Annotated in this window: 23 protein-coding genes; 13 read left to right on the forward strand and 10 right to left on the reverse strand. The window is 67.0% G+C overall.

The genetic code is table 11. The annotated features are described in order from the left end of the window. The first annotated feature begins 23 nt into the window (after positions 1-23). From GV161_RS22355 to GV161_RS22370, 4 genes are all read left to right on the forward strand, one after another. Positions 24-860, forward strand: coding sequence for a TetR/AcrR family transcriptional regulator (locus tag GV161_RS22355; protein ID WP_152013419.1), 837 nt, complete (start codon positions 24-26; stop codon positions 858-860). 11 nt (positions 861-871) lie between these two features. Continuing rightward, a complete protein-coding gene (locus GV161_RS22360; protein ID WP_152013418.1) occupies positions 872-2059 on the forward strand; it encodes an efflux RND transporter periplasmic adaptor subunit in 1188 nt (395 codons plus the stop codon). Positions 2060-2070: 11 nt separating this feature from the next. Continuing rightward, entirely contained in the window at positions 2071-5295 is a 3225-nt protein-coding gene (locus GV161_RS22365) for an efflux RND transporter permease subunit (protein ID WP_152013417.1), read from the forward strand. A 325-nt stretch (positions 5296-5620) separates the two neighbouring features. Next, positions 5621-7150, forward strand: coding sequence for a hypothetical protein (locus GV161_RS22370; RefSeq protein ID WP_152013416.1), 1530 nt, complete (start codon positions 5621-5623; stop codon positions 7148-7150). A gap of 128 nt (positions 7151-7278) precedes the next feature. Here the strand turns inward: GV161_RS22370 and GV161_RS22375 are convergent, their stop codons facing one another. Beyond that, on the reverse strand, positions 7279-8175 hold the full coding sequence (locus tag GV161_RS22375) for a DMT family transporter (RefSeq protein WP_159650360.1): 897 nt from the start codon (positions 8173-8175) through the stop codon (positions 7279-7281). A gap of 181 nt (positions 8176-8356) precedes the next feature. On the opposite strand from GV161_RS22375, the gene GV161_RS22380 reads away from it, so the two are divergent. Further along, complete coding sequence (locus tag GV161_RS22380; protein WP_152013414.1) at positions 8357-9223, forward strand: LysR substrate-binding domain-containing protein; 867 nt, start codon at positions 8357-8359, stop codon at positions 9221-9223. A gap of 9 nt (positions 9224-9232) precedes the next feature. Here GV161_RS22380 and GV161_RS22385 read toward each other — a convergent pair whose 3' ends face one another. Together GV161_RS22385 and hppD are read right to left on the reverse strand one after the other, a co-directional pair. Beyond that, on the reverse strand, positions 9233-10558 hold the full coding sequence (locus tag GV161_RS22385) for a dicarboxylate/amino acid:cation symporter (RefSeq protein ID WP_152013413.1): 1326 nt from the start codon (positions 10556-10558) through the stop codon (positions 9233-9235). Between the two features lie 168 nt (positions 10559-10726). After that, positions 10727-11860 carry a 4-hydroxyphenylpyruvate dioxygenase gene (hppD, locus tag GV161_RS22390; RefSeq protein ID WP_152013412.1) on the reverse strand — a complete coding sequence of 378 codons (1134 nt, stop codon included), beginning with the start codon at positions 11858-11860 and terminating at the stop codon, positions 10727-10729. 127 nt (positions 11861-11987) lie between these two features. On the opposite strand from hppD, the gene GV161_RS22395 reads away from it, so the two are divergent. The 7 genes from GV161_RS22395 (at position 11988) to GV161_RS22425 (ending at position 17357) form a co-directional block, all read left to right on the forward strand. Then, the gene (locus GV161_RS22395) at positions 11988-12458 is read left to right on the forward strand and encodes an Lrp/AsnC family transcriptional regulator (RefSeq protein ID WP_152013411.1); all 471 of its coding nucleotides are present in this window, start codon (positions 11988-11990) and stop codon (positions 12456-12458) included. Between the two features lie 43 nt (positions 12459-12501). Continuing rightward, entirely contained in the window at positions 12502-13083 is a 582-nt protein-coding gene (locus tag GV161_RS22400) for a cob(I)yrinic acid a,c-diamide adenosyltransferase (RefSeq protein ID WP_152013410.1), read from the forward strand. Between the two features lie 4 nt (positions 13084-13087). Further along, a complete protein-coding gene (locus GV161_RS22405) occupies positions 13088-13789 on the forward strand; it encodes a rhomboid family intramembrane serine protease (RefSeq protein ID WP_152013409.1) in 702 nt (233 codons plus the stop codon). Positions 13790-13924: 135 nt separating this feature from the next. Further along, positions 13925-14671, forward strand: a complete 747-nt coding sequence (locus GV161_RS22410; RefSeq protein ID WP_152013408.1) for an electron transfer flavoprotein subunit beta/FixA family protein — start codon at positions 13925-13927, stop codon at positions 14669-14671. Next, positions 14671-15618, forward strand: a complete 948-nt coding sequence (locus tag GV161_RS22415) for an electron transfer flavoprotein subunit alpha/FixB family protein (protein WP_152013407.1) — start codon at positions 14671-14673, stop codon at positions 15616-15618. Before GV161_RS22410 ends, GV161_RS22415 begins: the two co-directional genes overlap by 1 nt. Before the next feature lie 74 nt (positions 15619-15692). Next, entirely contained in the window at positions 15693-16574 is an 882-nt protein-coding gene (locus GV161_RS22420; RefSeq protein WP_152013406.1) for a 3-hydroxybutyryl-CoA dehydrogenase, read from the forward strand. Between the two features lie 225 nt (positions 16575-16799). Next, complete coding sequence (locus GV161_RS22425) at positions 16800-17357, forward strand: HNH endonuclease (protein ID WP_152013598.1); 558 nt, start codon at positions 16800-16802, stop codon at positions 17355-17357. 11 nt (positions 17358-17368) lie between these two features. Here GV161_RS22425 and GV161_RS22430 read toward each other — a convergent pair whose 3' ends face one another. Next, positions 17369-17566 carry a hypothetical protein gene (locus GV161_RS22430; RefSeq protein WP_152013405.1) on the reverse strand — a complete coding sequence of 66 codons (198 nt, stop codon included), beginning with the start codon at positions 17564-17566 and terminating at the stop codon, positions 17369-17371. Between the two features lie 122 nt (positions 17567-17688). On the opposite strand from GV161_RS22430, the gene GV161_RS22435 reads away from it, so the two are divergent. After that, positions 17689-18657 (forward strand): LysR substrate-binding domain-containing protein, encoded by a 969-nt coding sequence (locus tag GV161_RS22435; protein ID WP_152013404.1) that lies wholly within the window; start codon positions 17689-17691, stop codon positions 18655-18657. An 18-nt stretch (positions 18658-18675) separates the two neighbouring features. Here the strand turns inward: GV161_RS22435 and GV161_RS22440 are convergent, their stop codons facing one another. Genes GV161_RS22440 through GV161_RS22465 form a run of 6 tightly spaced genes read right to left on the reverse strand, consistent with a single transcriptional unit; the run spans position 18676 to position 24399 of the window. Next, positions 18676-19542: an ABC transporter permease gene (locus GV161_RS22440; RefSeq protein WP_152013403.1), complete on the reverse strand. Its 867-nt coding sequence runs from the start codon at positions 19540-19542 to the stop codon at positions 18676-18678. Beyond that, a complete protein-coding gene (locus GV161_RS22445; protein ID WP_152013402.1) occupies positions 19539-20483 on the reverse strand; it encodes an ABC transporter permease in 945 nt (314 codons plus the stop codon). The genes GV161_RS22440 and GV161_RS22445 overlap by 4 nt, the downstream gene beginning before the upstream one ends. Further along, positions 20480-21610: an FAD-dependent oxidoreductase gene (locus GV161_RS22450; RefSeq protein WP_152013401.1), complete on the reverse strand. Its 1131-nt coding sequence runs from the start codon at positions 21608-21610 to the stop codon at positions 20480-20482. Before GV161_RS22450 ends, GV161_RS22445 begins: the two co-directional genes overlap by 4 nt. After that, positions 21607-23007: an NAD(P)/FAD-dependent oxidoreductase gene (locus tag GV161_RS22455; RefSeq protein WP_152013400.1), complete on the reverse strand. Its 1401-nt coding sequence runs from the start codon at positions 23005-23007 to the stop codon at positions 21607-21609. The genes GV161_RS22450 and GV161_RS22455 overlap by 4 nt, the downstream gene beginning before the upstream one ends. Then, complete coding sequence (locus GV161_RS22460; protein ID WP_152013399.1) at positions 23004-23300, reverse strand: (2Fe-2S)-binding protein; 297 nt, start codon at positions 23298-23300, stop codon at positions 23004-23006. Before GV161_RS22460 ends, GV161_RS22455 begins: the two co-directional genes overlap by 4 nt. After that, a complete protein-coding gene (locus tag GV161_RS22465) occupies positions 23281-24399 on the reverse strand; it encodes an FAD-dependent oxidoreductase (RefSeq protein ID WP_152013398.1) in 1119 nt (372 codons plus the stop codon). Before GV161_RS22465 ends, GV161_RS22460 begins: the two co-directional genes overlap by 20 nt. Positions 24400-24481: the final 82 nt, after the last annotated feature.

Raw genomic sequence — 24481 nt, forward strand, 5'->3', positions numbered from 1 at the left:
CTCCATAGCGGACAACACTTAAAATGCGGTTTGCCAGCCTTTGCGGCAAGCAAATTATGCGCCATGGCCGGCATGGCGGAGGCCAGCGCCGTGCATGCTCCGTGCAATCTTCCATCAATAGTCTTCTGGCAATGCAACCTCCAGTGACCGCATCGGTTGACTTTCGAGCCAGGCTCAGGCATGAGAATGAACGTTCATTCTCATCATTCCAAAGAAGCATGTCTCAAGTCGTCACTCCCTTCTCGGCCGAACGCGGCCTCTCTGAGCGCCATGTCCGCATCCTCGATGCGGCCGAGCGCGTCTTCGCGCGCGCCGGCTTCCACGCGGCGACGATGAACGATATTGCCGCCGAGGCCGCGATGAGCCCAGGTAACCTCTATCGCTACTTCTCCTCGAAGGACGCGATCATCGGCGGCATCAGCGAGCGCGACCGGACCGAGGTCGCGGCCGATTTCGCCCAGCTCGACCCGAGCAAAGGCGGCTTGCTCGACCAGCTCGAGGAGCTCGGCCGCCAGCACATGGTGCGCAAGCCGCGCGAGAAGGCGATCATTGCGCTGCAGATCTGGGCCGAAGCGTCACGCACGCCCGAGATGGCGCAGATCTGTGCCGGCTTTGACGAGGTGGTCGAGCAAGGCCTCGGTGCTGCCGTCGCGGCTGCCAAGGCAAGTGGCGAACTGCCGAGCAATCTCGATCAAGCGCGTTTTCTGACGGCGCTGTTCATGATGGCGGACGGCTTCTTCTGCCGGCGTGCCGTCGATCCGAATTTCGACGCCGCTGCCGGCGCCGAAGCCCTCTTCGCCGCGATGCGGGGATTGGCGCAGACCATGCTGCTGCCGCCCGCCGACGGCCAAACTTTGTAAGAAGGCCGACCATGCCCATCTCGACCAAAAAACTGATCCTGCTGCCGCTCGTCGCGCTCGCATGCGCGCCCGGGGCGGCATTTGCCCAGGCGCCGGCCTCCGCCGCGACCGCCCAGCAGCAGCCCTCCGCCGGGCCGGCCATCACGGTCACGAGCGCGAAACGCGACGAGATCGTGCAGAGCGTCGTCGTCTCCGGCTCGATGATCGCGCGCGACGAGATCATGGTTGCGCCCGAGATCGACGGCGTCGTCATCACTGAGCTGCTCGCCGAGGAGGGCGATCGCGTCGCCGCCGGTCAGGTGCTGGCGCGACTGTCGCGTACCACGCTCGAAGTGCAACGTTCCCAGAACGAGGCACAGATCAAGCGTGCAGAGGCGGCGGTCGACCAGGCCAAGGCGCAGATCGTCGAGGCCGAGGCCAATCTCGTCCAGGCCAACAACGCCTTCGACCGGACCAAGGCGCTGCGCGACAATGGCAATGCCAGCCTTGAGACCTTCGACCAGCGCGCCGCCGCGGCCCGGGGCGGGCAGGCGCGGCTGAACTCGATGAAGCAGGCGCTTGCGATCACCACCGCCGACCTGACGCTGGCCCAGGCCCAGGGGCGCGATATCGACGTCAAGCTCGCCCGCACTGAGATCAAGGCGCCGAAGGCTGGTATCGTCAGCCGCCGCAACGCCAAGCTCGGCGCGATGGCGACGATGGCGGCCGCTGAGCCGCTGTTCAAGATCATCGCCGACGGCGCGATCGAGCTCGAAGCCGATGTCGCCGAGGTCGAATTGCCCAATCTCAAAATCGGGCAGGCGGTCTCGGTCACGCCGGCAGGATCCGACAAGCCGCTCGCCGGCCAGATCCGGCTGATCTCGCCGGAGGTCGACAAGGCCTCGCGGCTCGGGCGGCTGCGAATCACGTTGACAGGCAACCCGCCGGTCGCCGTGGGTTCCTTCGCGCGCGGCGTGATCGAGACCGGCCGCAAGACCAGCATCGTGTTGCCGCTTTCGGCGATCACCTATGCGCGCGGTGGCGCCATGGTCCAGTCCGTCAAGCACGGCAAGGTGACGACCAAGAAGGTCACGCTAGGGCTGATCGGTGGCGGGCGCGCCGAGATCGCGTCAGGCCTTGCCGAAGGCGAGAGCGTGGTGGCGCGTGCCGGCACCTTCGTGCGTGACGGCGACATGATCACGCCGATCGCGACGAACTGACGGAGCCTCGCGTGAACGTCAATTTCTCCGCCTGGTCGATCCGGAAACCCGTTCCGGCGATCCTGCTCTTCGTCGTGCTGTGCGTGCTCGGGCTGCTTTCGTTCTCGAAGCTGCCGGTGACGCGCTTCCCTAACATCGACGTGCCCTTCGTCTCGGTGACGGTGACCCAGTCCGGCGCCGCTCCGGCCGAGCTCGAAAGTCAGGTCTCGAAACGCGTCGAGGACGCAGTCGCCAACATCACCGGCGTCAAGCATGTGATGTCGACCCTGACCGACGGCTCCTCGGTGACGCTGGTCGAGTTCCGGCTCGAAACCAACACCGACCGCGCCGTCAACGACGTCAAGGATGCGATCGCCAAGATCCGGGCCGAGCTGCCGCGGACCATCGACGAGCCGGTGATCCAGCGCATCGACGTCGAGGGTCAGTCGATCCTGACCTATGGCGCCTCCTCGCCCGGCCTGACGCTGGAGCAGCTCTCCTGGCATGTCGACGATGTCGTCTCGCGCGAATTGCAGGGGCTGAAGGGCGTCGGCCGGGTCGAACGCTATGGCGGCGTCGATCGCGAGATCCGGATCTCGCTCGATCCTGACCGGCTGCTCGCGCTCGGCACCACCGCCGGCGAGGTCAACCGCCAGATCCGCGCGACCAATGTCGATCTCGCCGGCGGGCGCGGCGAGGTCGGCGGGCAGGAGCAGGCGATCCGCACGCTGGCCAGCGCCAAGACCGTCGCCGAGCTCGCCGACAGCAAGATCCAGCTCACCGGCGGGCGCGAGGTGCGCCTGAAGGAGCTCGGCCGCGTCGAGGACGCCAGTTCCGAGCCGCGCGCCTTCGGCCGGCTGAACAAGCAGCCGGTCGTCTCCTTCGCCGTGTTCCGCTCGAAGGGGTCGAGCGAGCTTTCGGTCAAGGACGTCGTCGCGGCCAAGATCGACGATCTCAACAAGCGCTATCCGACGATCAAGCTTGCGCCGATCGACGATGCCGTCGCCTATACCCACGGCAACTACAAGGCGGCGATGGAGACGCTGCTGGAGGGCGCGGCGCTGGCCGTGCTCGTCGTCTTCGTCTTCCTGCGCAACTGGCGGGCGACGCTGATCACCGCGATCGCGCTGCCGCTCTCGGCCATCCCGACCTTCTGGGCGATGGAGCTCCTCGGCTTCTCGCTCAACCTGGTCAGCCTGCTCGGCATCACCCTGGTGACCGGCATTCTGGTCGACGACGCCATCGTCGAGATCGAGAACATCGTCCGGCACATGAAGATGGGCAAGTCGCCCTATCGCGCCGCGATGGAGGCCGCCGACGAGATCGGGCTAGCGGTCATCGCGATCACGCTGACCATCGTCGCGATCTTTGCGCCGGTGTCCTTCATGGGCGGCATCGCCGGCCAGTATTTCCGCCAGTTCGGCCTCACCGTCGCGATCGCCGTGCTGTTCTCGCTGCTGGTCGCACGCCTGATCACGCCGATGATGGCGGCCTATCTGTTCAGGCCGGTGAAGCACCACGACGCCAAGGATGGCTTCGTGATGCGCGGCTATTCCTGGCTGCTCGAGGCCTCGCTCAAGAAGCGGCGCATTCCGGTGCTGCCGCGCTTCGACGGTTCGCGGACCTGGCGCAAGCTGCCGTTCAACACGGCCTATCTCACGCTGATCGCCGGCTTCGGCTTCCTGTTCGTCTCGATCCAGGCGACGGCGCTGCTGCCGACCGGCTTCTTCCCGGAGGAGGATACCGCCCGTATCGTCGCATCGGTCGAATTGCCGCCCGGCGCGACGCTGGAGGACACCACCGTCGCCACCGACAAGATCGTCGACAAGCTGCGCGAGATTCCGCAGGTGACGAACGTCTTCGTGCTCGGCGGGGCATCGCCGACCGGCCAGCGTGAGGTGCGCCGCGCCGCGGTCTTTATCCTGCTGACGCCGAAGGCCGAGCGCGACGTTCCGCAGAAGGAACTCAAGGTCACCATCGCCGAGAAGCTGGCCGGCGTGCCCGATGTCCGCGCCTGGTACGTCAACGAGCGCGGCGAGCGCGAGATGGCGTTCTCGATCCTGTCCAAGGACGGCGACGCGCTCGACGAGACGGTGGCGAAGATCGAGGCGCGCATGCGCCAGGTCGACGGTTATCTCAACGTCGCCACTGCCGGCTCGCTGAGCCGGCCGGAGATGCGCGTCACGCCGAAGCTGGAGCAGGCCGCCAATCTCGGCGTCACGCCAGAGGCGATCTCGGAGGCTTTGCGCGTCGCCACCATCGGCGACATCGGCCCCAACCTCGCCAAGTTCAATGCCGGCGACCGGCTGGTGCCGATCCGCGTCCAGCTCGACGAGCAGGCCCGCACCGACATCCGCAATATCGCGGCGCTGCGCGTCATCAGCGCGTCCGGCGTCTCGGTCCCGCTCACCGCCGTGGCCGAGATCGGCTTCGGCGAGGGCCCGTCCTCGATCGACCGCTATGACCGCGTCCGCCGCGCCGCAATCGGCGCCGACCTGAAGCGCGGCTTCGAGCTCGGCACGGCACAGGAGAAGTTCCAGGAGATCGTCAAGGAGGTCGGCCTGCCGGAAGGCGTGCGCATCGCTGCGACCGGCGACGCCGAGATCCAGGGCGAGGTGGTCGAGGGCTTCGTTCACGCGATGACCACCGGCCTGATGCTGGTGCTCGCCGTGCTGATCCTGCTGTTCGGTTCGGTCTTCCAGCCGATCACCATCCTGCTCTCGCTGCCGCTCTCCTTCGGCGGCGTGGTGATCGCGCTGCTCGCCACCCACAACCCGGTCTCGATGCCGGTCTATATTGGCCTGCTGATGCTGATGGGCATCGTCACCAAGAATGCGATCATGCTCGTCGACTTCGCGGTCGAGGAGGTCGCGCGCGGCAAGGACCGGCTGACGGCGCTGCTCGAAGCAGGCCACAAGCGGGCACGGCCGATCGTGATGACGACGATCGCCATGGCGGCGGGCATGCTCCCTTCCGCCTATGGCGTCGGCGATGGCGGCGAGTTCCGCGCGCCGATGGCGATCGCGGTCATCGGCGGCCTCATCGTCTCGACCGTGCTTTCCCTCGTCTTCGTGCCGTCCTTCTATGTGGTGATGGACGATCTCGGCCGGCTGACCGGCTGGATCTTCGGCCGCTTCCTCGGCAAGGCCGAGGACGAGAGCCAATGGGAAGCGATCCGCGAGGAGGAGACCCCTGGCGAAGCCAGCGCCAAGGCGATGGCCGGCAAGCTGCCGCCCCCGCGGCTGGCGGCGGAGTGAGGCGCCAGATCACCGTGCCCCGATAGGGACGCGGCAACGGTGATCTCTCTCATTGTTGCTGCATCGGGTCGAAGAGTGGACCCCACTTTTCGATCCGATGCTATGGCGCGTTTTGGTCAGGTTGGTAGCGCTTAGGAGCGTGGTGCCGCGCCAAGATGAGCTACCTATTTTGCACGGCTGCTGCCGGCAGAAGGCGGCATCCTACACTCCCGCCATGGAAGACCAGGTCCTCGCAGCGAGAGCGTCGAGCAGCCAGGACCAGGAGGGTCGCGGCGCCGTTTCTCTGCCCGTAAACGGCGCGCCTTTCAGGCATGTGACGCTCGTCATGCTGGCGGCGACCTTGCCCATCCTGGCGTCGGGCGGCGCCTTCTTCGTCGACGGGCCGAACCATCTCTTCCGGGTGACCCTGTGGGAGATGATGCTGGCCGGCGACGCGGTCGCCCAGTTCTTTCAGGCCGGCGACAGGCTTTATCCGAATCTCGCCATCGACGTATTCACCGGTGCTCTCGGCAAGGTCGTGCCGCCATCCGTCGCGCTGACAGTGTTCATCTGCACGGCGGTGTGCGCCTATATCGCGGCCGCCGTCTGGTGCCGGCAGGCGCGAGGGCAAAGGTCGGACCTTTCCATCCTTCTCATCATCCTTCTCGCCGTCTATTCCGAGCCGCTCTATTGGGGGCTGTTCAACTATATCCTCGGGCTCGGCGTCATGTTCGTCGCGCTGCACAGGGCGATCGAACAGCGCAAGGCGCCTTCGGGCAGCTTCGGCGTCTGCCAGGCCCTCATCCTGGGCGCGATGTGCCTGATCAGCATCTTCCCGGTAATGCTCTATGTGTGCTTCTGCCTCGGCATGTTCGCAGTCACGGCTCGCGACGACTGGCGGGCGCGGCGCTTCGCCGACAGCGCCGATCTCATCAGGTCGCATTGGCCTTCAGCGGTCATGGTGGCCGCCCTGGTGCTGGTCATGGAGCCCGGCCAGACGGGGACGACCGAGTGGCATCTCGCCACCAAGATCACAGGCATCTTCTCGGTCGGCAAGACAACGAACCTGTCGCTCGAATATGGCCTGTCGGCGCTCGTCCTCGGCGCCGTCGGCTGGCTGGCCTGGCGGCGGGGACTGAATGCCGGCCGCCATGAGCTGGCTGGGCTGCTCGCCTGCGTCCTCCTGTTCCTCGTCATGCCGAAATACCTGATGAGCGTCGGGGCGGCCGACCGGCGCCTCGTTCCGGCGATCGTGACGATCGTGGCGATCTTCCTGCCGGGTCCGCCGTCGCAGCCGGCCGGATCGGAGAGGGCTGCGACCGCGCTTCTCGCGGGCATCATAGCCGTGAAGGTCGGGCTTCTGTTCTATCTCTGGGCTCCGCTCACGCGGCTCGATGCGAGCTATGCGGCGATCGCCAAGGAGATTCCTGCGAATGCGATCGTGCTCTTCGCCCCGCCGGTCGAAGAGGCGCGGCCGGACGCGATCGAGCGCGCCTGGCGCTTTGCGAGGCTGGCCTCGGCGCTGCAGCCGATACCCGCCGCCGAAGCGCATGTCTTCGTCGAGCACCCCCATCTCCTGCTGAGGCATCTGGCGGGCCGGAACGTCCTGCCGACGCAGGTCTTCCTGAATTTCTGGGCGAAGCGGGCGCCGGAGCTCCCGCAATTACCCGATCCGGCCACATCCCAGACACTGGCCGATGTCGCAGCGGAGCTGGCATGGCTGCCGCGTGGCGTCATCGTTTTCGTGGTCTCGCATATCGAGCTCGACGACGTTGTCGTCCCCGATCTGGCGGTCCGAAAGATCATAGAGGTCGGCGGCGTGAGGCTCTACTCCGCAGCCCGGATCGGCGATCTCCTGCAATGGTCCGGCGGGTAGGCAGGCCGAGGCAAATGCCGCCGGGATCGGCTCGACATGCCTGCATCGACAGGGTCGGGAGGTTGCGGCTGTCTTGGTCGGCTGCCGAGCAGGATCAGTTAGGTCCCACTCGCGCGACGAAACCGAACTCAGCCCTTTCGTACCATTAGCACCGCCGCCAGGATCGCGACGCCGCCGAAGGCCTGGGCGGGGGAGGGCTGCTCGGCGAAGATCGCCCAGGCGGCGAGCACCGAGACCAGCGCCGGCCAGACCATGACCAGCGAGGCGGCGTTCGCCCCGTAATGGCCGAGCGCCAGCGTGATCAGGCCCTGGCCCATCGCATGCGAGACCAGGCCAAGCGCGGCGACGGCGAGCCAGCCGGTCAGGCTCTGCGGCAGGATGGTTTCGCTGAGGCTAAAGGCGGCAATGACGCAGAACACGGCGCAGATTGCGCTGGAGATCAGGCCGATGCGACCGGCGGCGGCGCGGTTGCGGGCGCGGCGGACGGCAAGGATGTAGGCGGCGTAGGAGAAGGCGGCGCCGATGGCGAGGCCGTCGCCGAACAGGCCGCCGCCCGACAGCGGCGTCACCGCACCTCCCGACAGCTTGGGCAGGACCAGCAGGCCAGCGCCGCCGATGGCGAGGAGCAACGCGCCGAGGATGCGCCGCGTCGGCTTCTCGCGGAACAGCAGCCAGCCGCCGAGAATGACGCCGACCGGCGAGAGATTGCCGAGCAGCGAGGCGTTGGCGATTGAGGTGAAGCCGAGCGAGGCGTTGTAGAGCACGACATCGACGCCGAAGGCGAGGCCGGCGAGCGCGATCGGCAGCATGGCTCCGGGCTTCACGCCTTGGGCCCGCTCATGGCGGCCCTCCAGCGCCATCCAGGCAGCGAGCACCGGCAGGGCGAAGGCCATACGCCAGAAGCCGGCGGCGGCCGGGCCGACATCGGCGAAGCGCACGAAGATGCCGGAGAAGCCGATGCAGGTCGCGCCGGTCATCAGCACGAGGAACATGCCGAGCGCAGGAGCGGCGGGACGGTCGGGCAAGGACAGGCTCGGGGCGGACATGGGGTTAGGCTTTCGGGTCGAGAAATCACAGCCCCCATCCAGAGGAGCTGCGACCGCTCCCCAGGTGAGGGCTGTTTTGGTGCACGAACGTAGCCCGCTTCCGACAATCGGAAAAACGGATTATCCTGATTTATCTATTGCTGTTTCCGATGGAGTGATGATGTCGACCCATCTCGATCTCGATGCGCTCGCCATGCTCGTCGCCGTCGCCGACACCGGCGGCTTCACCGCGGCCGGCCAGAAGCTCGGGCGCACGCAATCGGCGGTTTCCGGCCGCATCCAGGATCTCGAGGCCGCGCTCGGCAGGCAATTGCTGGAGCGCTCGCGGCGCGGTGTCACGCCGACCGAGGCCGGCGAGCGCCTGCTCGCCCAGGCGCGCCGCCTGCTCGCGATCGAACGCGAGGCGCGGGCCGAGCTCGACGGCGACAAGGCGGTGGGCCGGCTGCGCATCGGGCTGCCGGACGACTATGTCGATGCTTACCTGCGGCCGCTGATCGTGCGCTTCGCCGAGGAGCATCCGCGCGTCGAGATCGAAGTGCATTGCGAGCTCTCGAAGCGGATCGAGCCGGCCGTCGCGGCAGGCGAGCTCGACCTAGCGGTGATCACCCAGGACCCCGGCCGGCCGAAGGGCGAGCGCCTCAGGCGTGAGCCGCTGGTCTGGGTCGCGGCGCGCGGCCATCGGCCGGAGCTGAGCGAAGTCCTGCCGCTCGGCCTGTTCAACGAGGGCTGCCGGGCGCGTCCGCGCATCCTGAACGCGCTGCAGGCGGCCGAGCGGCCGCACCGGCTGGTGTTCTCGTCGTCGCATATGGCCGGGCTGCTCTCGGCGGTCGAGGCGGGCCTGTGCGTCACCGCGATCACCGAGAGCGCGGCGCCTGCCTCTTTGCGTCGCCTGGAGCCATCCGAGAATCTGCCGTCGCTTTTCGAGCTTTCGGTCGCGCTGGTGATCGCGCCGCAAGCGGGCATCGCGGCGCGCCATTTTGCGCAGGCCCTGCGCGAGGCTATGGCGTCGCCGCGGCTGGCAGCCTGAGGGGCAGGGTCAGACCGCGATCCGTTCCGGCTCGTCGGCGTCGAAGCCGGTCTCCTTGGCGAGGATGCGATGCATTCTGGCTTCGTCGAGCGAGTTCTCCCATTTCGAGACGACGATGGTGGCGACGCCATTGCCGATCAGGTTGGTGAGCGCGCGCGCTTCCGACATGAAGCGGTCGATGCCGAGGATCAGCGCGATCGAGGCGACCGGGATATGGCCGACCGTGGCGAGCGTTGCGGCGAGCACGATGAAGCCCGAGCCGGTGACGCCGGCAGCCCCCTTCGAGGTCAACAGCAGCACGGCGATGATGCCGATCTCCTGAGAGAGGGAGAGGTCGGTATTGGTCGCCTGCGCCAGGAAGACGGCGGCCATGGTCAGGTAGATGCAGGTGCCGTCGAGATTGAAGGAATAGCCGGTCGGGATAACCAGGCCGACGACGCTCTCCTTGCAGCCGAGATGGGTCATCTTGGCGATCATGCGCGGCAGCACGCTCTCGGAGGAGGAGGTGCCGAGCACGATCAGCAGCTCTTCCTTGATGAAGGCGATGAACTTCAGGATCGAGAAGCCGGCGAGCCGCGCGATCGTGCCGAGGACCAGGAAGATGAAGATCAGGCAGGTCGTATAGAACGCTGCCATGAAGGAGCCGAGCGAGAGCAGGGTTCCGACGCCGAACTTGCCGATGGTGAAGGCCATCGCCCCGAAGGCGCCGATCGGGGCGGCCTTCATGATGATGCCGACGATCTTGAAGAAGATCTGGGCGATATCGTCGATGAAGTGCAGCACCGCCTTGCCGCGCTCGCCGAGCATCTGCAGGCCGAAGGCGAAGAGCAGGGCGAAGAACAGCACCTGCAGGATCTCGCCATTGGCGAAGGCGCCAACCACCGTGTCGGGGATGATGTTCATGAGGAACGCCAGGGTGCTCTGGTCATGCGCCTTGGCGGTGAAGGCGGAAATGCCGGCGGTGTTGATCGTCGAGGGGTCGACGTTCATGCCGGTGCCGGGCTTCCAGAGATTGACCACGACGAGGCCGACGATCAGCGCCAGCGTGGTGACGGCCTCGAAATAGATCAGCGCCTTCAGGCCGACCCGGCCGACCTTCTTCATGTCGTCCATCGAGGCGACGCCATGGACGACGGTGAGGAAGATGATCGGCGCGATGATCATCTTGATCGCCTTGATGAAGGCGTCGCCCAGCGGCTTCATCGCCTCGCCGGTCTGGGGGTAGAAATGGCCGAGCAGCACGCCGATGGCGATCGCGGTCAGCACCTGGACATAAAGATGGGTCCACCATGGGCCCTGATGGCCCCGCAAGACCTCTGCCGACGCTGTCGCCATGGTCGCTTCCCCTTGTCGCGCGCCATGTCGGGCCGGCGCGTCAACAAAGGGCTACGCCCATTCCCGGGAGGCGGCAAGATCAGGTCAAAGCCATGACGATCACTTGAAAGCGAGAGCCTTCTCCCACGTGCGCGGGAGAAGGCTGCAAGTATTCGCAGAACGAACGCGTTACTCTGCCGCCTGCGGCTTCAGCACGCCGCGGCGGATCTGGTCTTCCTCGATCGACTCGAACAAAGCGCGGAAATTGCCCTCGCCGAAGCCGTCATCGCCCTTGCGCTGGATGAACTCGAAGAAGATCGGCCCGACCACGGTGGCGGAGAAGATCTGCAGGAGCACCTTGCTCATCCGGCCTTCCCTGGAACCGAGCGCGACCGCGCCCTCGCCATCGATCAGGATGCCGTTCTGCTTGAGCCGCGGCACCGGCTCGCCATGGTTCGGCACGCGGCCATCGACCTTCTCGTAGTAGGTCTCGGGCGGCGAAGGCATGAAGGGCAGGCCGTTCTGGCGCAGCTGCTCGACGCTTGAATAGATATCGCGCGAGCCGAGCGCGACATGCTGGATGCCTTCGCCCTTGTACTGGCGCAGGTACTCCTCGATCTGGCTCTTGTCGTCGAGGGATTCGTTGATCGGGATGCGGATCTTGCCGCAGGGCGAGGTCAGCGCCCGCGAGATCAGGCCGGTGAGCTTGCCCTCGATATTGAAGAAGCGGATCTCGCGGAAGTTGAAGAGCTCGCCATACCAGTCGGCCCAATGGTCCATGCGGCCGCGCATGACATTGTGGGTGAGGTGGTCGAGGTAGTACATCCCGGCCTGCTCGGGATGCGGGTCGCTCTCGGCCAGCCATTCGAAGTCGACATCGTAGATCGAGCCCTTCTCGCCGTAGCGGTCGACGAAATAGAGCAGCGAGCCGCCGATGCCCTTCACGGCCGGGATCTGCAGTTCGCCGGGGCCGACTTTGCTCTCATAGGGCTCGGCGCCGAGCGACACCGCCCGCTCGAAGGCATGCTTGGCGTCGACGACGCGGAAGGCCATCGCACAGGCGCAGGGGCCGTGCTCGGCAGCGAAGCCCTGAGCGAAGGATTCCGGCTCGGCATTGACGATGAAGTTGACGTCGCCCTGGCGATAGAGCGTCACCTTCTTCGAGCGATGCTTCGCCACCTTGGTGAAGCCCATGATCTCGAACAGAGCGCCGAGCTTCTCCGGCTCGGGATGGGCGTATTCGACGAACTCGAAGCCGTCGGTGCCCATCGGGTTGGCGGCGGAAATGGCCGGCGGCTCGGCGTCGTGCGGAAACGGTCCCATATGCGTCCTCCTGAAATCTGTAGTTGACCGATCTTCACGCATCCGGATGGCAAAGGGTTTGCAAAATCGCGCGCTTTCGGATTGAATTTGCACGGATCGTGCATGGAATGGCGGGGGAGCTCACGAAATGTCGCAGCTTGACGCTTTCGACTGGCGCCTGCTCGAAGCGCTCCAGCAGGACGCCTCGCTGACCAATGGCGCGCTCGCCGAGCGCGTCGGCCTCTCCGCCAGCCAGGTCTCGCGGCGGCGCCAGGTGTTGGAGGGAGTGGGTGTGATTCGCGGCTATCGCGCCTTGATCGATCCGGAGGCGATCGGGCTTTCCGTGACGGTCTTCATCCATGTCGCGCTCAACACCCATTCGCGCGACAATGCCCGGCGCTTCCGCGATCTCGTAAAACTGACGCCCGCGGTGCTCGAGGCGCATGCGCTGACCGGCGAGGCCGACTACATGCTGAAAGTAGCGGTCGGCGACCTCAAGGAACTGGCGCGCCTGGTCAACGAGGTCCTGCTGCCGCATGAAAGCGTCGCGCGCGTGCGTTCCGAGATCGCCCTGGAGACGCTGAAGGAGCCGGGACTTTTGCCCCTCGCGATGGGGTGAGATTGCCTCTTCCGCCGATGCTGCAGCGCGCTATAACTTGGTCATGGTCGTTCTCAATCGCATCTACACCCGCACCGGCGACGACGGCACCACGGCGCTCGCCACCGGCGCGCGCCGGCCGAAATTCGACCTGCGCGTCTCCGCCTATGGCACGATCGACGAGACTAATGCCTGCATCGGCATGGCGCGGCTGCATTGCGCCGGCGAAGATCCTGAACTGGACGCGATGCTGGGGCGCATCCAGAACGATCTCTTTGACCTCGGCGCCGAGCTCGCCTCGCCCGACACCGGCGAGAAGCTGGCCTGGGAGCCGCTGCGCATCGTGCAGGCGCAGGTCGACCGTCTCGAGGCCGAGATCGACCAGCTCAACCGGCCGCTCGGGACGCTGCGCTCCTTCGTCCTGCCGGGCGGCACGCCCGGTGCGGCGCATCTGCATCTCGCCCGCACGGTCAGCCGCCGGGCCGAGCGGCTGATGGTCGAATTGTCGCAGGAGGAGGGCGAGAGCGTCGCCCAGCCGGCGCTGAAATTCGTCAATCGGCTCTCGGATTTCCTCTTCGTCGCCTCGCGCCACCTCAATGCCAGGGCTGGGGGCGACGTGCTCTGGACGCCTGGCCAGAACCGCTGATCCGATGTTTGTGCCGCTGCATGACGGCGTGCCGATGCGTTTCATCCGCGTCGCCTACGTCACCTATGCGCTGATCGCGCTCTGCATCGTGCTGCGCCTGATGCTGATGTACTGGACCAGCGAGGCGAGCGAGGTCGCGGTCCTGGCCGGCTTTGGCACGATTCCGGCGGTGCTGTTCGGCGAGGCGCAATTGCCGCCGGAACTGCTCAAGGCGCCGCCTTGGCTGACGCTGATGACCGGCATCATGCTGCATGCCAGCTTCGCCCATCTGATCGGCAACATGCTGTTCCTCTGGGTCTTCGGCGACAATGTCGAGGATGCGATGGGACATCTGCGCTTCCTCGTCTTCTTTCTTCTCTGCGGCATCGCCGGAGCGCTGCTGCATGCGCTGATGAACCCCGAATCGGAGCAGCCGCTGATCGGCGCCTCCGGCGCGATCTCGGGCGTGATCGCCTCCTATCTGATGCTCTACCCGCGCGTGCGCGTCTGGGGCCTCGCCTTCAAATGGATTCCCCTGCACATCCCGGCGATGTACGCGCTCGGCGCCTGGATCCTGTTCCAGCTGCTCTCGGCGCTGTTCGACCAGCAGGGCGCGGTCGGCTGGTGGGCGCATCTCGGCGGGCTCGGCGCTGGTGCGGCGCTGACACCGCTCCTGATCCGGCGCGAGCTGCGCCTGTTCGGCCGCGGCATGCAGGGGCAGCCGTGACTTTCATGGCGTTGACAAGCGCAAATCCCCGTCGCTACGGTCCGTCCGCATTTCAGCCGGGTGCCGCGATGCTGGCCGTCGCTTGGCCGGCGGGTCGGCATCAGATCACATCTCTCCTCAACCGGTGACGCCCTTATGAAGATACTTGTGCCAGTGAAGCGAGTGGTCGACTTCAACGTGAAGATCCGCGTGAAGGGCGACGGTTCCGGGGTCGAACTGGCCAATGTGAAGATGTCGATGAATCCCTTCGACGAGATCGCGGTCGAAGAGGCGCTGCGGCTCAAGGAAGCGGGCAAGGCCACGGAAGTGATCGTGGTCTCGGTCGGGCCGGCGCAGGCCGCCGAGACGATCCGCACGGGCCTCGCCATGGGCGCCGATCGCGGCATCCTGGTGAAGACCGACGCCGCCGTCGAGCCGCTGGCCGTCGCCAAGCTCCTGAAGAAGGTCGTCGAGCAGGAGACGCCCGAACTCGTCATCCTCGGCAAGCAGGCGATCGACGACGATTGCAACCAGACCGGCCAGATGCTGGCGGCGCTGCTCGGCTGGCCGCAGGGCACGTTCGCCTCGAAGGTCGTTCTGGATGGCGGCTCTGCCGACGTCACCCGCGAGGTCGATGGCGGCCTGCAGACCGTGCAGCTCAAGCTGCCGGCGATCGTCACCACCGACCTTCGCCTCAACGAGCCGCGCTATGCCTCGCTGCCCAACATCATGAAGGCGAAGAAGAAGCCGCTCGACGAGACCACGCCCGAGACGCTCGGTGTCGATGTCTCGCCGCGCCTCAAGGTGCTGAAGACGGCCGAGCCGGCCGGGCGCTCCGCCGGCGTCAAGGTGGCCAATGCCGCCGAACTCGTCTCCAAGCTCAAGACCGCCGGGGTGATCTGATGACCACGCTGCTGCTCGCCAAGCACGACAACAAGAGCCTCAACGAGGCCACCCGCAAGGCCCTGACTGCTGCCAAGGATCTCGGTGCGCCCGTCCATGTCCTGGTCGCGGGCCTGGGCGCCAAGGCCGTTGCCGAAGCCGCTGCCAAGCTCGACGGTGTCGAGAAGGTGCTCCTCGCCGACGATGCGTCCTATGAGCATCGCCTCGCCGAGCCGCTGGCCGCGCTGATCGTTTCGCTCGCCCCCGGCTATGACGCGCTGGTCGCGCCTGGCACCACCACCGGCAAGAACGTGATGCCGCGCGTCGCAGCCTTGCTCGATGTGATGCAGGTCTCCGAGGTGACGAAGATCGTCTCGGCCGACACCTTCGAGCGGCCGATCTATGCCGGCAACGCCATCCAGACGGTGCAGTCGGGTGACGCCAAGAAGGTGATCACCGTGCGCGGCGCGTCCTTCCAGGCGACCGGCGACGGTTCCGCCAGCGCCCCGATCGAGAGCGTCTCGGCGGCCGCGAACCCCGGCACCTCCTCCTTCAAGGGCGAGGAGGTCGCCAAGTCCGACCGGCCGGAGCTGGCTTCGGCCAAGATCATCGTCTCGGGCGGGCGCGCGCTCGCCTCGGCCGAGAACTTCGCCAAGGTTATCGAGCCGGTGGCGGATCGCCTCGGCGCCGCGATGGGCGCCTCGCGCGCCGCAGTCGATGCCGGCTACGCCCCCAACGACTGGCAGGTCGGCCAGACCGGCAAGGTCGTGGCACCGGATCTCTATGTCGCGGTCGGCATCTCCGGTGCGATCCAGCACCTCGCCGGCATGAAGGACTCGAAGGTCATCGTCGCCATCAACAAGGACGAGGAGGCGCCGATCTTCCAGATTGCCGATTACGGCCTCGTCGGCGATCTCTTCACCATCCTGCCCGAGCTCGACAAAGAGCTCGAAAAAGCCGGCAAGTAATCGGTAAACTAAGTCGCGTCGCGGGCGGCGATCAGGCCGTCCGCGCCAGCTCCCTCGGGGAACAGAAGCGTCACATGGACCACCAGATCAAGACCGTCGGCATCATCGGGGCCGGGCAGATGGGCAACGGCATCGCCCATGTCGCCTCGGTCGCGGGCTTCGACATCAGGCTGCACGACGTCGCCGAAGAGCGCATCAACGCGGCGCTGGCGACGATCGATGGCAACATGGCCCGGCAGGTCGCCAAGGGCGCCATCGCCGACGAGGACCGCCGCACGGCGATGAGCCGGATCGTCGCGGCGCCGAAGCTGGAGGATCTGGGTCCGTGCGACCTCGTGATCGAGGCTGCGACCGAGAGCGAGGAGGTGAAGCGCAAGATTTTCACCGCCGTCTGCGCCCATCTGCGCCCCGACGCGATCCTGGCCTCGAACACCTCGTCGATCTCGATCACGCGGCTCGCCGCGGCGACCGATCGCCCCGAGCATTTCATCGGCATCCATTTCATGAACCCGGTACCGCTGATGCAGCTCGTCGAGCTGATCCGCGGCATCGCCACGGACGACGGCACCTTCGAACGCGCCAAGGGCTTCGTCGCGGCGCTGCACAAGACGGCGTCGGTCTCCGAGGATTTCCCGGCCTTCATCGTCAACCGCATCCTGCTGCCGATGATCAACGAGGCCGTCTACACGCTCTATGAGGGCGTCGGCTCGGTCGAGGCGATCGACACGGCGATGCGGCTCGGCGCGAATCATCCGATGGGCCCGCTCCAACTTGCCGACTTCATCGGCCTCGACACCTGCCTGTCGGTGATGCAGGTGCTGCATGACGGTCTCGCCGATTCGAAGTACCGGCCATGCCCGCTGCTGGTGAAGTACGTCGAGGCCGGCTGGCTCGGCCGCAAGACCAAGCGCGGCTTTTACGATTATCGCGGCGAAAAGCCGATTCCGACGCGCTAGAACACGCTCGTCATGCTCGGCCTTGAGCCGAGCATCTCTGAAACCAGCTTCTTCTGCATGAGATTCCCGGGCCTGCCTGAGCCACCCGGGAATCACTGCTGCCATTCGCCCATTCGCGCCGCAACATCGTCGCTTCACATTCCTGTCGCATCGCGCTTACATTGATGCGGCAGGATTCGTGCGAGCCCTAGAAGCGGAGGCGCGATACGGGTGACGGCGCATGTGATGCATCCGATGGCCTCGCCGGACGGTTGTCCGGCGCTGGTGCTCAACGCCGATTTCCGGCCGTTGAGCTACTATCCGCTCTCGTTGTGGAGCTGGCAGGACGCGATCAAGGCGGTCTTCATGGACCGGGTCAACATCGTCTCCGAATACGACACGGTGGTGCGCAGCCCGAGCTTCAATATGAAGCTGCCCTCGGTCGTCTCCCTCAAGACCTATATCAAGCCCTCGCGCACCCCGGCCTTCACCCGCTTCAACGTCTTCCTGCGCGACCGCTTCGCCTGCCAGTATTGCGGCACGCGCGACGAGCTGACCTTCGACCATGTCGTGCCGCGCTCGAAGGGCGGGCTCACCACCTGGGAGAACGTCGTCGCGGCCTGCTCGCCCTGCAATCTGATGAAGGGCGACAAGATGCCGACTGCGGTCGGGATGATCCCGATGCAGAAGCCGTTTGCACCGTCGATCAACGACCTGCACCGCAACGGCAAGCTGTTCCCGCCGAACTATCTGCACGATAGCTGGCTGGATTATCTCTACTGGGATTCCGAGCTGGAGCCGTAATCGCGCGCCGCTTAGGCGCGCCAGAAGGGCTGTGCGAGATAGCGATCCAGCCGGTCCCGCGACAGGCCGAAGTCCTCAAGCGCTGTATCAGCTTCGTGGCGGAAGACGGCGTGCAATCGGCGGCGCCACAACCAGCGTTGCAGCCAGAGGCGCGGTCCTGCCGCCAGCTCGCTCTCGAACCGTGGCTGCAGCAAGTCGATGCCGGCCATGCGGCCTGGCCTCTCGGCCTTGACAGCTCCGGAGCGGTTCGCGACGAGGCGTCCACCCATAGAGATGACTTGCGCTGACAGTGTCTCGCCCATTGCAGCCTCCCGGCGAAAGACGTGATGCGATGACGGGTAACAGCAGCGAGAACGACGCGCACACGACGAATTCGAACAGCCCTGTGCGTTTCCCGAACATGCCCGGCGGACAGTTGCGATTGCCGCCGCTTTCGCAGCTTCCCGCCTTCGAGGCGACAGCGCGGCTTGGTTCGATGACGCTCGCAGCGGAAGAGCTCGGCCGCACTCACAGTGCAATCAGCCGGCAGATCAAGGCGCTGGAAGAGGCGATCGGCTTGCAGCTCCTCGATCGAGGCATTGCGCCGCTCGGGCTGACCGCAGCAGGCAAGACGCTGTACGCAACGACCCGGATGGCGTTCGAGGCGTTCGACAGCTGCATGGGGCAGCTCCGGCCGGCCCTGGGCAGCGAGGTCGTGACGCTCGGAATCGGTTCGAGCTTCGCCACGCGCTGGCTGGTCCCGCGCCTGCCGCGCTTCTATGCGCTTCACCCGGAGATCTCGCTGCGCCTGACGATGGTCGGAGCGTCGATCGTCGAGGTCGACGACTACGATCTCGTCACGAGCTGGAATCGCCTGGGCTACGATCTGCCGGACGATCAGCGCTTCCATGTGCTCGGCGATGTCAGCTTCGCTCTCGTCTGCGCACCGCATTACCGGTTCCGCCTGGAGGCGGGCCGGCTGCTGGCAGAGACGCAGCTCGTCGGCCGCTGGCCGATCACGGTCCAGTCATTCTATCGCGAGCATCCACTCGTCGTTCCCGTCGCTTCGCGGACGCTGACATTTCCGCACATCCACATGTGCATCGAGGCCGCCGTTGGAGGGTTGGGAGTAACGCTGGTCGAAACGCGCTTGGCGCAGCCTGAACTCTCGGATGGCCGGCTGGTCGCGCCGCTAGGCGCCTTGACGATCGCGGGCGGGCTCGTCGCCTTTCCGCATCGCCGGCGCGAGCCGAAGGCGGCGACGCGCAAGCTGCTGGCCTGGCTCAAGGAGGAGGCAGGCGCCGCACAAGCGCCGCTGTAGTCTTAAGCGCGCCGGCCGTCAGCGCGACCGCGAGCGCGGATCCGAGGCATCGCGCAGGGCATCGCCGAGCAGGTTGAGCGCCAGCACCGTGACGAGGATGGCAAGGCTCGGGAAGACCGCGAGCCACCAGGCGTCGAGGATGTTCTCGAAGCCCTCGCGGATCATCGCGCCCCAGGTCGGTGCCGGCGGCGGCACGCCGAGCCCGATGAAGCTGAGCGAGGCCTCGGTGCGGATCGCCGATGCCAGCCAGAGCGAGCTCATCACCACCACGTCCGAAATCATGTTCGGCAGGATGTGGCGGGTCATGATCCGGAACGGACCGCAGCCATAGGAGCGGCTGGCCTCGACGAAATCGCGCTGGCGCAATGTGATCGTCGGCGCCCGGGCGACGCGGGCGAAGGGCGCGACCTCGGTCACCGCGATGGCGATGATCAGATTCTCCAGGCTGGCGCCGAGCATGGCGGCGATCATCAGGCCGAGCAGCAGGGTCGGGAAGGCGAGCAGCACGTCGAGCACGCCCATGACGAGCTGGTCGAAGACGCCGCCGATATAGCCGGCGAGTACGCCGATCGCGGTGCCGACCAGCATCGCGATCAAGATGGCGACGAAGCCGACGAAGAGCGAGATGCGCGCGCCGTAGATCAGGCGCGAGAGCACGTCGCGGCCATAGGAATCGGTGCCGAGCCAGAACTCGGCGGAAGGCGGCTCCAGCCGTGCCACGATGTTCTGCTCGAGCGGATCATGCGGGGCGAGCCAGGGCGCGAACAGCGCGACGCCGACGATCAACGCCAGCAGGACGAGCCCGACCCAGGCGAGCCGGTTCTGCGTGAAAGCGAGCCAAAGGCCGCCGGGCTGGATCGCGACGGGGGTGTCGGCGGCGCTCATGAGTATTTCACCCTGGGGTCGACGAGGCCATAGGCGAGGTCGGTCAGCGTGTTCACGACGATCACGCAGATCGCGAAGATGATCATCAGCCCCTGCAGCAGGGTGTAGTCGCGGGCGTTGAGCGCCCCGATGATCAGTTTGCCGAGGCCGGGCCGGTTGAAGATGATCTCGGTCAGCACCGAATTGCCGATCAGCGTGCCGAAATAGAGCCCGACCACGGTGATGATCGGGATCAGCCCGTTGCGCAGGGCATGGGTGACGACGAGCTGGGCTGGGCCGACGCCCTTGGCGCGAGCGGTGCGGATGTAATCCTCGGTCAGGACGCCGAGCATGGCGGCGCGGGTCACGCGCATCACATAGGCGGTCATGATGATGCCGAGATTGAGCGCGGGCAGGGCGAGCGCCCGCATGCGCTCAGCGAAGCTCCCCGCGCCGCTGGTGTTGCCGAGCACCGGGAACCAGTTCAGCTGGATCGCGAAGACGATCAGCATCAGGATGCCGGAGACGAAGGCGGGGAAAGAGAGGCCGATCAGCGAGACGACGCGCGAGACATAGTCGACCCAGCCATTGCGGCTGAGCGCGGCGGCGACGCCGAGCGGCAGGCCGAAGACGAGGCCGATCGTGATGGCAGCGACGGTCAGCTCGATCGTCGAGGGGAGGACGAGCAGCACCTCGCGGATGACGCTGCGCCCGCTCGACAGCGACTCGCCGAAATCGCCGGTCAGGATCTTGCCGAGGAAGGCGAGGTACTGGACGTGGACCGGCTGGTCGAGGCCGAGCTTTTCCCGGAGCGCGGCGAGCGAGGCAGCGCTCGCCTGGTCGCCCAGGATGACCGAGGCGGCATCGCCCGGCACGAGGCGGACCAGGACGAAGATCGCCGTCAGCATCACGAACAGAGTGGGGATGGCGAGCAGGATGCGCCTGACCAGATAGCCGATCATGCTACCGCTCTTTCCTGCATAAGCCGCGCCGGCGCAAAGGCGGCGATCTCGCGGCGCGTCCGCCCCTCGCAGACGAGCTCGGCCAGGATCGAGCCGACGACCGGGACGAGCTGGAAGCCGTGCCCGGAGAAGCCGAAGGCGTGGACGAGGCCGGGCGCGTTCGGCGACAGGCCGATGACCGGTATGTGGTCTGATGTCTCCGCCTCGATACCGGTCCAGCAGCGGGCGATGCGCACGCCCTGTACGGCCGGGAAGAGGTCGCTGGCGGCGCGCGCGCCCCTGGCAAGCTGGCGGAAATCGACGCTGCTGCGCTCGCGGTCGAGATCGGCCGAGCCTTGCAGGCCGCCGCCGATCACCAGCGTGCCATGGCTTGCCTGTTTGAAGGAGAGCGCGCGGCCGACGACGCTGACGACGGGATCGAGCAGTGGCGCGAGCCGCTCGGTGACGATCATCATCGAGGCCCGGACGCCGAGCGGGATCGCATCGCCGAAAAGGGCCGCAAGTCGCCCGGCCCAGGCGCCGGCGGCGTTGACGACGTGAGATGCACGAAAGCGCCTGTCACCGCAGACGAGCAGCCAGTCGCTGCCCTGCCGATCGACCGCCTCGACGCCGCAGCCCTCGGCGATGACGACGCCTTCAGCCTCGCCGGCGCGGCGGAAGGCGGCGATGGTGCGGTGCGGGTCGGCGGCGCCGTCACGACGCGCCACCAGCGCGCCGACGCAATGCGGGCTTAGCGACGGCACGAGGCGACGCAATTCGGCGGTGTCGATCAGCTCTTCATGGCCGTAGCCGAGAGCGCTGGTGCGCGCCTGGCGCTCGATCAGGGCCGGCATGTGCTCGGGCATCTCGGCGACGCGCAGCTGGCCATGGGCATGGAAGCCGCAATCGTCGCCGACGATCGTCTCGATCCGGTGCCACATCGCCATCGCTTCGAGCGAGATCGGGATCTCGGCGATGTCGCGGCCGAGGGTGCGGACACCGGCCGCGGTGGCGCCGGAGGCATGACGGCCGGTCCAGCGCCGCTCGACCAGCGCCACTCGCCGGTCGGCACGGGCGAGATGCAGCGCAGCGGAGAGGCCGTGCAGCCCGCCGCCGACCACGATCACGTCGAATGCGGCCTCGCTCATGCCGCGGGTTCCTGCTCGTCGAGGCTGGCGAGCTCGCCGAGCGTCACCGGCTTCAGCGGCGGCCTGATGCGGTAGAAGCCGACCTCCTCGACGGATCGACCCTGCGCTGCGGCGACGATATGGGCCATGCTGTAGCCGCACTGCCGGCCTTGGCAGGGACCCATCCCGGCGCGGGTGAAGGCCTTGAGCTGGTTGGGACCCGGTCGTCCCTCGACCGCGCGGGCACGGAGCTCGCCGGCGGTGACCTCCTCGCAGCGGCAGACCAGCGTCTCGTCGGGCGGAGCATAAAGCTGCGGGCGCGGCGCATAGAGCGCATCGAGGAAGGGGCGCAAAGCGAGCGCGCTGGAAAGGGCGCTTCGCTCGGGCACGGCGGCGGTCTCGGCTGTGGCGTCATCGAGCCGGCCGAGCTTCGCCGCGACCCGCAATCCCGCAAGTCGGCCGCGCGGCTCGGCTGCCTCGGCTCCGCCGATGCCGGCGCCGTCGCCGGCGACGAAGATATTGGCTTGCGAGCTCTCGCCCCAGGAGTCGAGCACCGGGACATAGCAGTGCTGGCCGGCATGCCAGCTCACCGCACATCCGAGCGCCAGTGGTGCATGGATGTTCGGCACAACACCCTCATGGACGAGCAGCACCTCGGCGGGGACTTCTGCCTCGCGGCCGTCTTCCGTGCGGTAGCGCAGGCGCTGGAGACGGCCATCGCCCTCGGCGCGCAGCTCGGTGACATGGCGGATGATGGGGACACCGGCCCGGCGCAGCGCCAGCGACCAGGACAGGCCCTTGATGAGATCGCCGAGGCGCCCGAGCCCTTGCGGCAGGTGGCGCAGCGCAGCTCCGATACGTCCGCGCGGGGTGGTGTCGAGAAAGCCGGCGATACGACCGCCCGCCGCCAGGAGCTGGGTCATGTAGAGCAGCGGCAGCGGGCCGCAGCCGGCGATCCAGACCGGCTTCTCCGGCACGGAATCGGCCGTCTTCAGCAGGATCTGGGCGGCGCCGACCGTCAGCACGCCCGGCAGCGTCCAGCCGGGGAAGGGCATGGGCCGCTCCTGCGCGCCGGTGGCGAGGATGATCGCCCGCGCCGTTACGATGCGGGCCTTGCCACCACGCGTGATGAAGGCGTGGAAGCCCGGCTCGATCTGCCAGAGCTGGCTCTCGGGCTCGTAAAGCGCGCTACAGGCACGGAAGGCCGCGGCGCGTTCGGCGCCGGACAGGTAGCTCTCGCCGAGCCGTTTGGCGCGCGGCGTCGCGGCGACGGTCTCGATGCCGCGCCAGATCTGGCCACCGGGTGCCGGCTGGTCGTCGACGACGCGGACGGAAAGGCCGTGGCGGCGGGCGGTGACGGCGGCGGCCATGCCGGCAGGGCCGGCGCCGACAATCAGGAGGTCGGTGTGCTCGCTCATGCCGACAGGCTCCTGCGGCCCCGCTGGCGGGCGATGCGCATGCCGTTGGCGACCGGTGTCAGGCAGCTCTGGACCGAGCCCTGGCCGTCGATCTCGACGAGGCACTCGAAGCAGACGCCCATCATGCAATAGGGCGCGCGCGGGCTCCCCGATACCGGCGTGGTCCGGCTCCAGCCTTCCTGCTGGCGAAGCAGCACCGCGGCGACGCTCTCACCGAGCTCGGCGGCGACGGGGCGCCCGTCGATGAAGATGGTGACCGCCTGCGGCCCCGGGTCATGCAGCTTGCGGAACATCGAACCGACTCTGGTGGAAGGGAGAAAAGCGCGCGGGCAGCGCGCCCGCCGCGATGGCCGAGGCGAGTTCCTCGGCATGGAGGGCCGCAAGCGTCACGCCGGAATGGCAGAGCGCGACGAAGGCGCCGGGATGGCTCTGCGACTGCGCGTAGATCGGGTAGCTGTCGGGCGTCATGATGCGCAGGCCGGCCCATTGCCTGATGAGGCCGACCTTGGCCAAGGCGGGGACGATCTGCACGGTCTTGCGGCTGAGCCGCGCCGCGGCCTCGCCGGTGGTCGAGACGTCGTAGCCGGGATCGTCCTTGGTCGCGCCGATCATCACCGTGCCTTCGCTGGTCTGGCGCAGGCCGCTCGCCGGCAGCGGCAGGAAGGGTGCGAGCCGCTCGGTCACCAGCACCTGGCCGCGCTCCGGGCGCAGCGGCACGTCGAGCCCGACCTGACGGGCCAGCTCGGGCGAGCCGAGTCCGGCGGCAATGACGATGCGCGGCGCTACAAGCGTCTCGCCATCGAGCACGAGCCTGAAATCGGTCCCGGCACGTTCGATCCGCTGCACCCGGGCGCGATGGCGCAGCATGCCGCCATGGTGGAGCACACCGGCATGCAGCGCCGCCAGCAGGCGCAAGGGATTGGCGTGCCCGTCGCGGCGGCCGAAGCTGGCGCCGGCAACATCGGGCCCGAGCGTCACCTTGGGCAGCAGCCGCTGCAGCGCCGGGCGGTCGAGCATCTCCCAATCCGGCTCGTCGTCGCCGCGCTGGTTATGGAGGCGCAAGAGGTCGAGCTGGCGTTTCTCGAAGGCCTCCTCGCCCAAGCAGAAGGCGAGGCCGCCATTCTGCTCATAGGTCAGATCGATCGCCGTCTCGGCTTCGAGCTGCTCGGTCAGGCCGCGCCAGAGCGCGATGCTGTCGCGGGTCAGGGCCTGATAGGCCGGCATGCCCAGGCCCTTGCCTTGCAGCCAGACCAGCCCGAAATTCGCCCGCGCCGCACGGAAGTCGCCATCGTCGCCGTCGAGCAGCAGCACCTTCTCCTGCCTGCGGGCAAGGCCATAGGCGATGGCGGCGCCGACCGTTCCCCCTCCGATGACGATGATGTCCGGCCGCATGAAATTCCCTTTCGCCCTTTGACGTTAGGGAGCGACATTGTATTTCGTCAAAGTCGTTTTTCTCTGCACTCTATTCCTCGGG

Origin of the sequence: Bosea sp. 29B (genome assembly GCF_902506165.1) — a bacterium.
Lineage (GTDB): Bacteria > Pseudomonadota > Alphaproteobacteria > Rhizobiales > Beijerinckiaceae > Allobosea.

Coding starts and splice junctions, on each gene's coding strand:
- GV161_RS22355 (WP_152013419.1), top strand. CDS start 24: ATGCGGTTTGCCAGCCTTTGCGGCAAGCAAATTATGCGCCATGGCCGG.
- GV161_RS22360 (WP_152013418.1), top strand. CDS start 872: ATGCCCATCTCGACCAAAAAACTGATCCTGCTGCCGCTCGTCGCGCTC.
- GV161_RS22370 (WP_152013416.1), top strand. CDS start 5,621: ATGCTGGCGGCGACCTTGCCCATCCTGGCGTCGGGCGGCGCCTTCTTC.
- GV161_RS22380 (WP_152013414.1), top strand. CDS start 8,357: ATGTCGACCCATCTCGATCTCGATGCGCTCGCCATGCTCGTCGCCGTC.
- GV161_RS22385 (WP_152013413.1), bottom strand. CDS start 10,558: ATGGCGACAGCGTCGGCAGAGGTCTTGCGGGGCCATCAGGGCCCATGG.
- hppD (WP_152013412.1), bottom strand. CDS start 11,860: ATGGGACCGTTTCCGCACGACGCCGAGCCGCCGGCCATTTCCGCCGCC.
- GV161_RS22395 (WP_152013411.1), top strand. CDS start 11,988: ATGTCGCAGCTTGACGCTTTCGACTGGCGCCTGCTCGAAGCGCTCCAG.
- GV161_RS22400 (WP_152013410.1), top strand. CDS start 12,502: ATGGTCGTTCTCAATCGCATCTACACCCGCACCGGCGACGACGGCACC.
- GV161_RS22405 (WP_152013409.1), top strand. CDS start 13,088: ATGTTTGTGCCGCTGCATGACGGCGTGCCGATGCGTTTCATCCGCGTC.
- GV161_RS22410 (WP_152013408.1), top strand. CDS start 13,925: ATGAAGATACTTGTGCCAGTGAAGCGAGTGGTCGACTTCAACGTGAAG.
- GV161_RS22415 (WP_152013407.1), top strand. CDS start 14,671: ATGACCACGCTGCTGCTCGCCAAGCACGACAACAAGAGCCTCAACGAG.
- GV161_RS22420 (WP_152013406.1), top strand. CDS start 15,693: ATGGACCACCAGATCAAGACCGTCGGCATCATCGGGGCCGGGCAGATG.
- GV161_RS22425 (WP_152013598.1), top strand. CDS start 16,800: ATGCATCCGATGGCCTCGCCGGACGGTTGTCCGGCGCTGGTGCTCAAC.
- GV161_RS22430 (WP_152013405.1), bottom strand. CDS start 17,566: ATGGCCGGCATCGACTTGCTGCAGCCACGGTTCGAGAGCGAGCTGGCG.
- GV161_RS22435 (WP_152013404.1), top strand. CDS start 17,689: ATGACGGGTAACAGCAGCGAGAACGACGCGCACACGACGAATTCGAAC.
- GV161_RS22440 (WP_152013403.1), bottom strand. CDS start 19,542: ATGAGCGCCGCCGACACCCCCGTCGCGATCCAGCCCGGCGGCCTTTGG.
- GV161_RS22445 (WP_152013402.1), bottom strand. CDS start 20,483: ATGATCGGCTATCTGGTCAGGCGCATCCTGCTCGCCATCCCCACTCTG.
- GV161_RS22450 (WP_152013401.1), bottom strand. CDS start 21,610: ATGAGCGAGGCCGCATTCGACGTGATCGTGGTCGGCGGCGGGCTGCAC.
- GV161_RS22455 (WP_152013400.1), bottom strand. CDS start 23,007: ATGAGCGAGCACACCGACCTCCTGATTGTCGGCGCCGGCCCTGCCGGC.
- GV161_RS22460 (WP_152013399.1), bottom strand. CDS start 23,300: ATGTTCCGCAAGCTGCATGACCCGGGGCCGCAGGCGGTCACCATCTTC.
- GV161_RS22465 (WP_152013398.1), bottom strand. CDS start 24,399: ATGCGGCCGGACATCATCGTCATCGGAGGGGGAACGGTCGGCGCCGCC.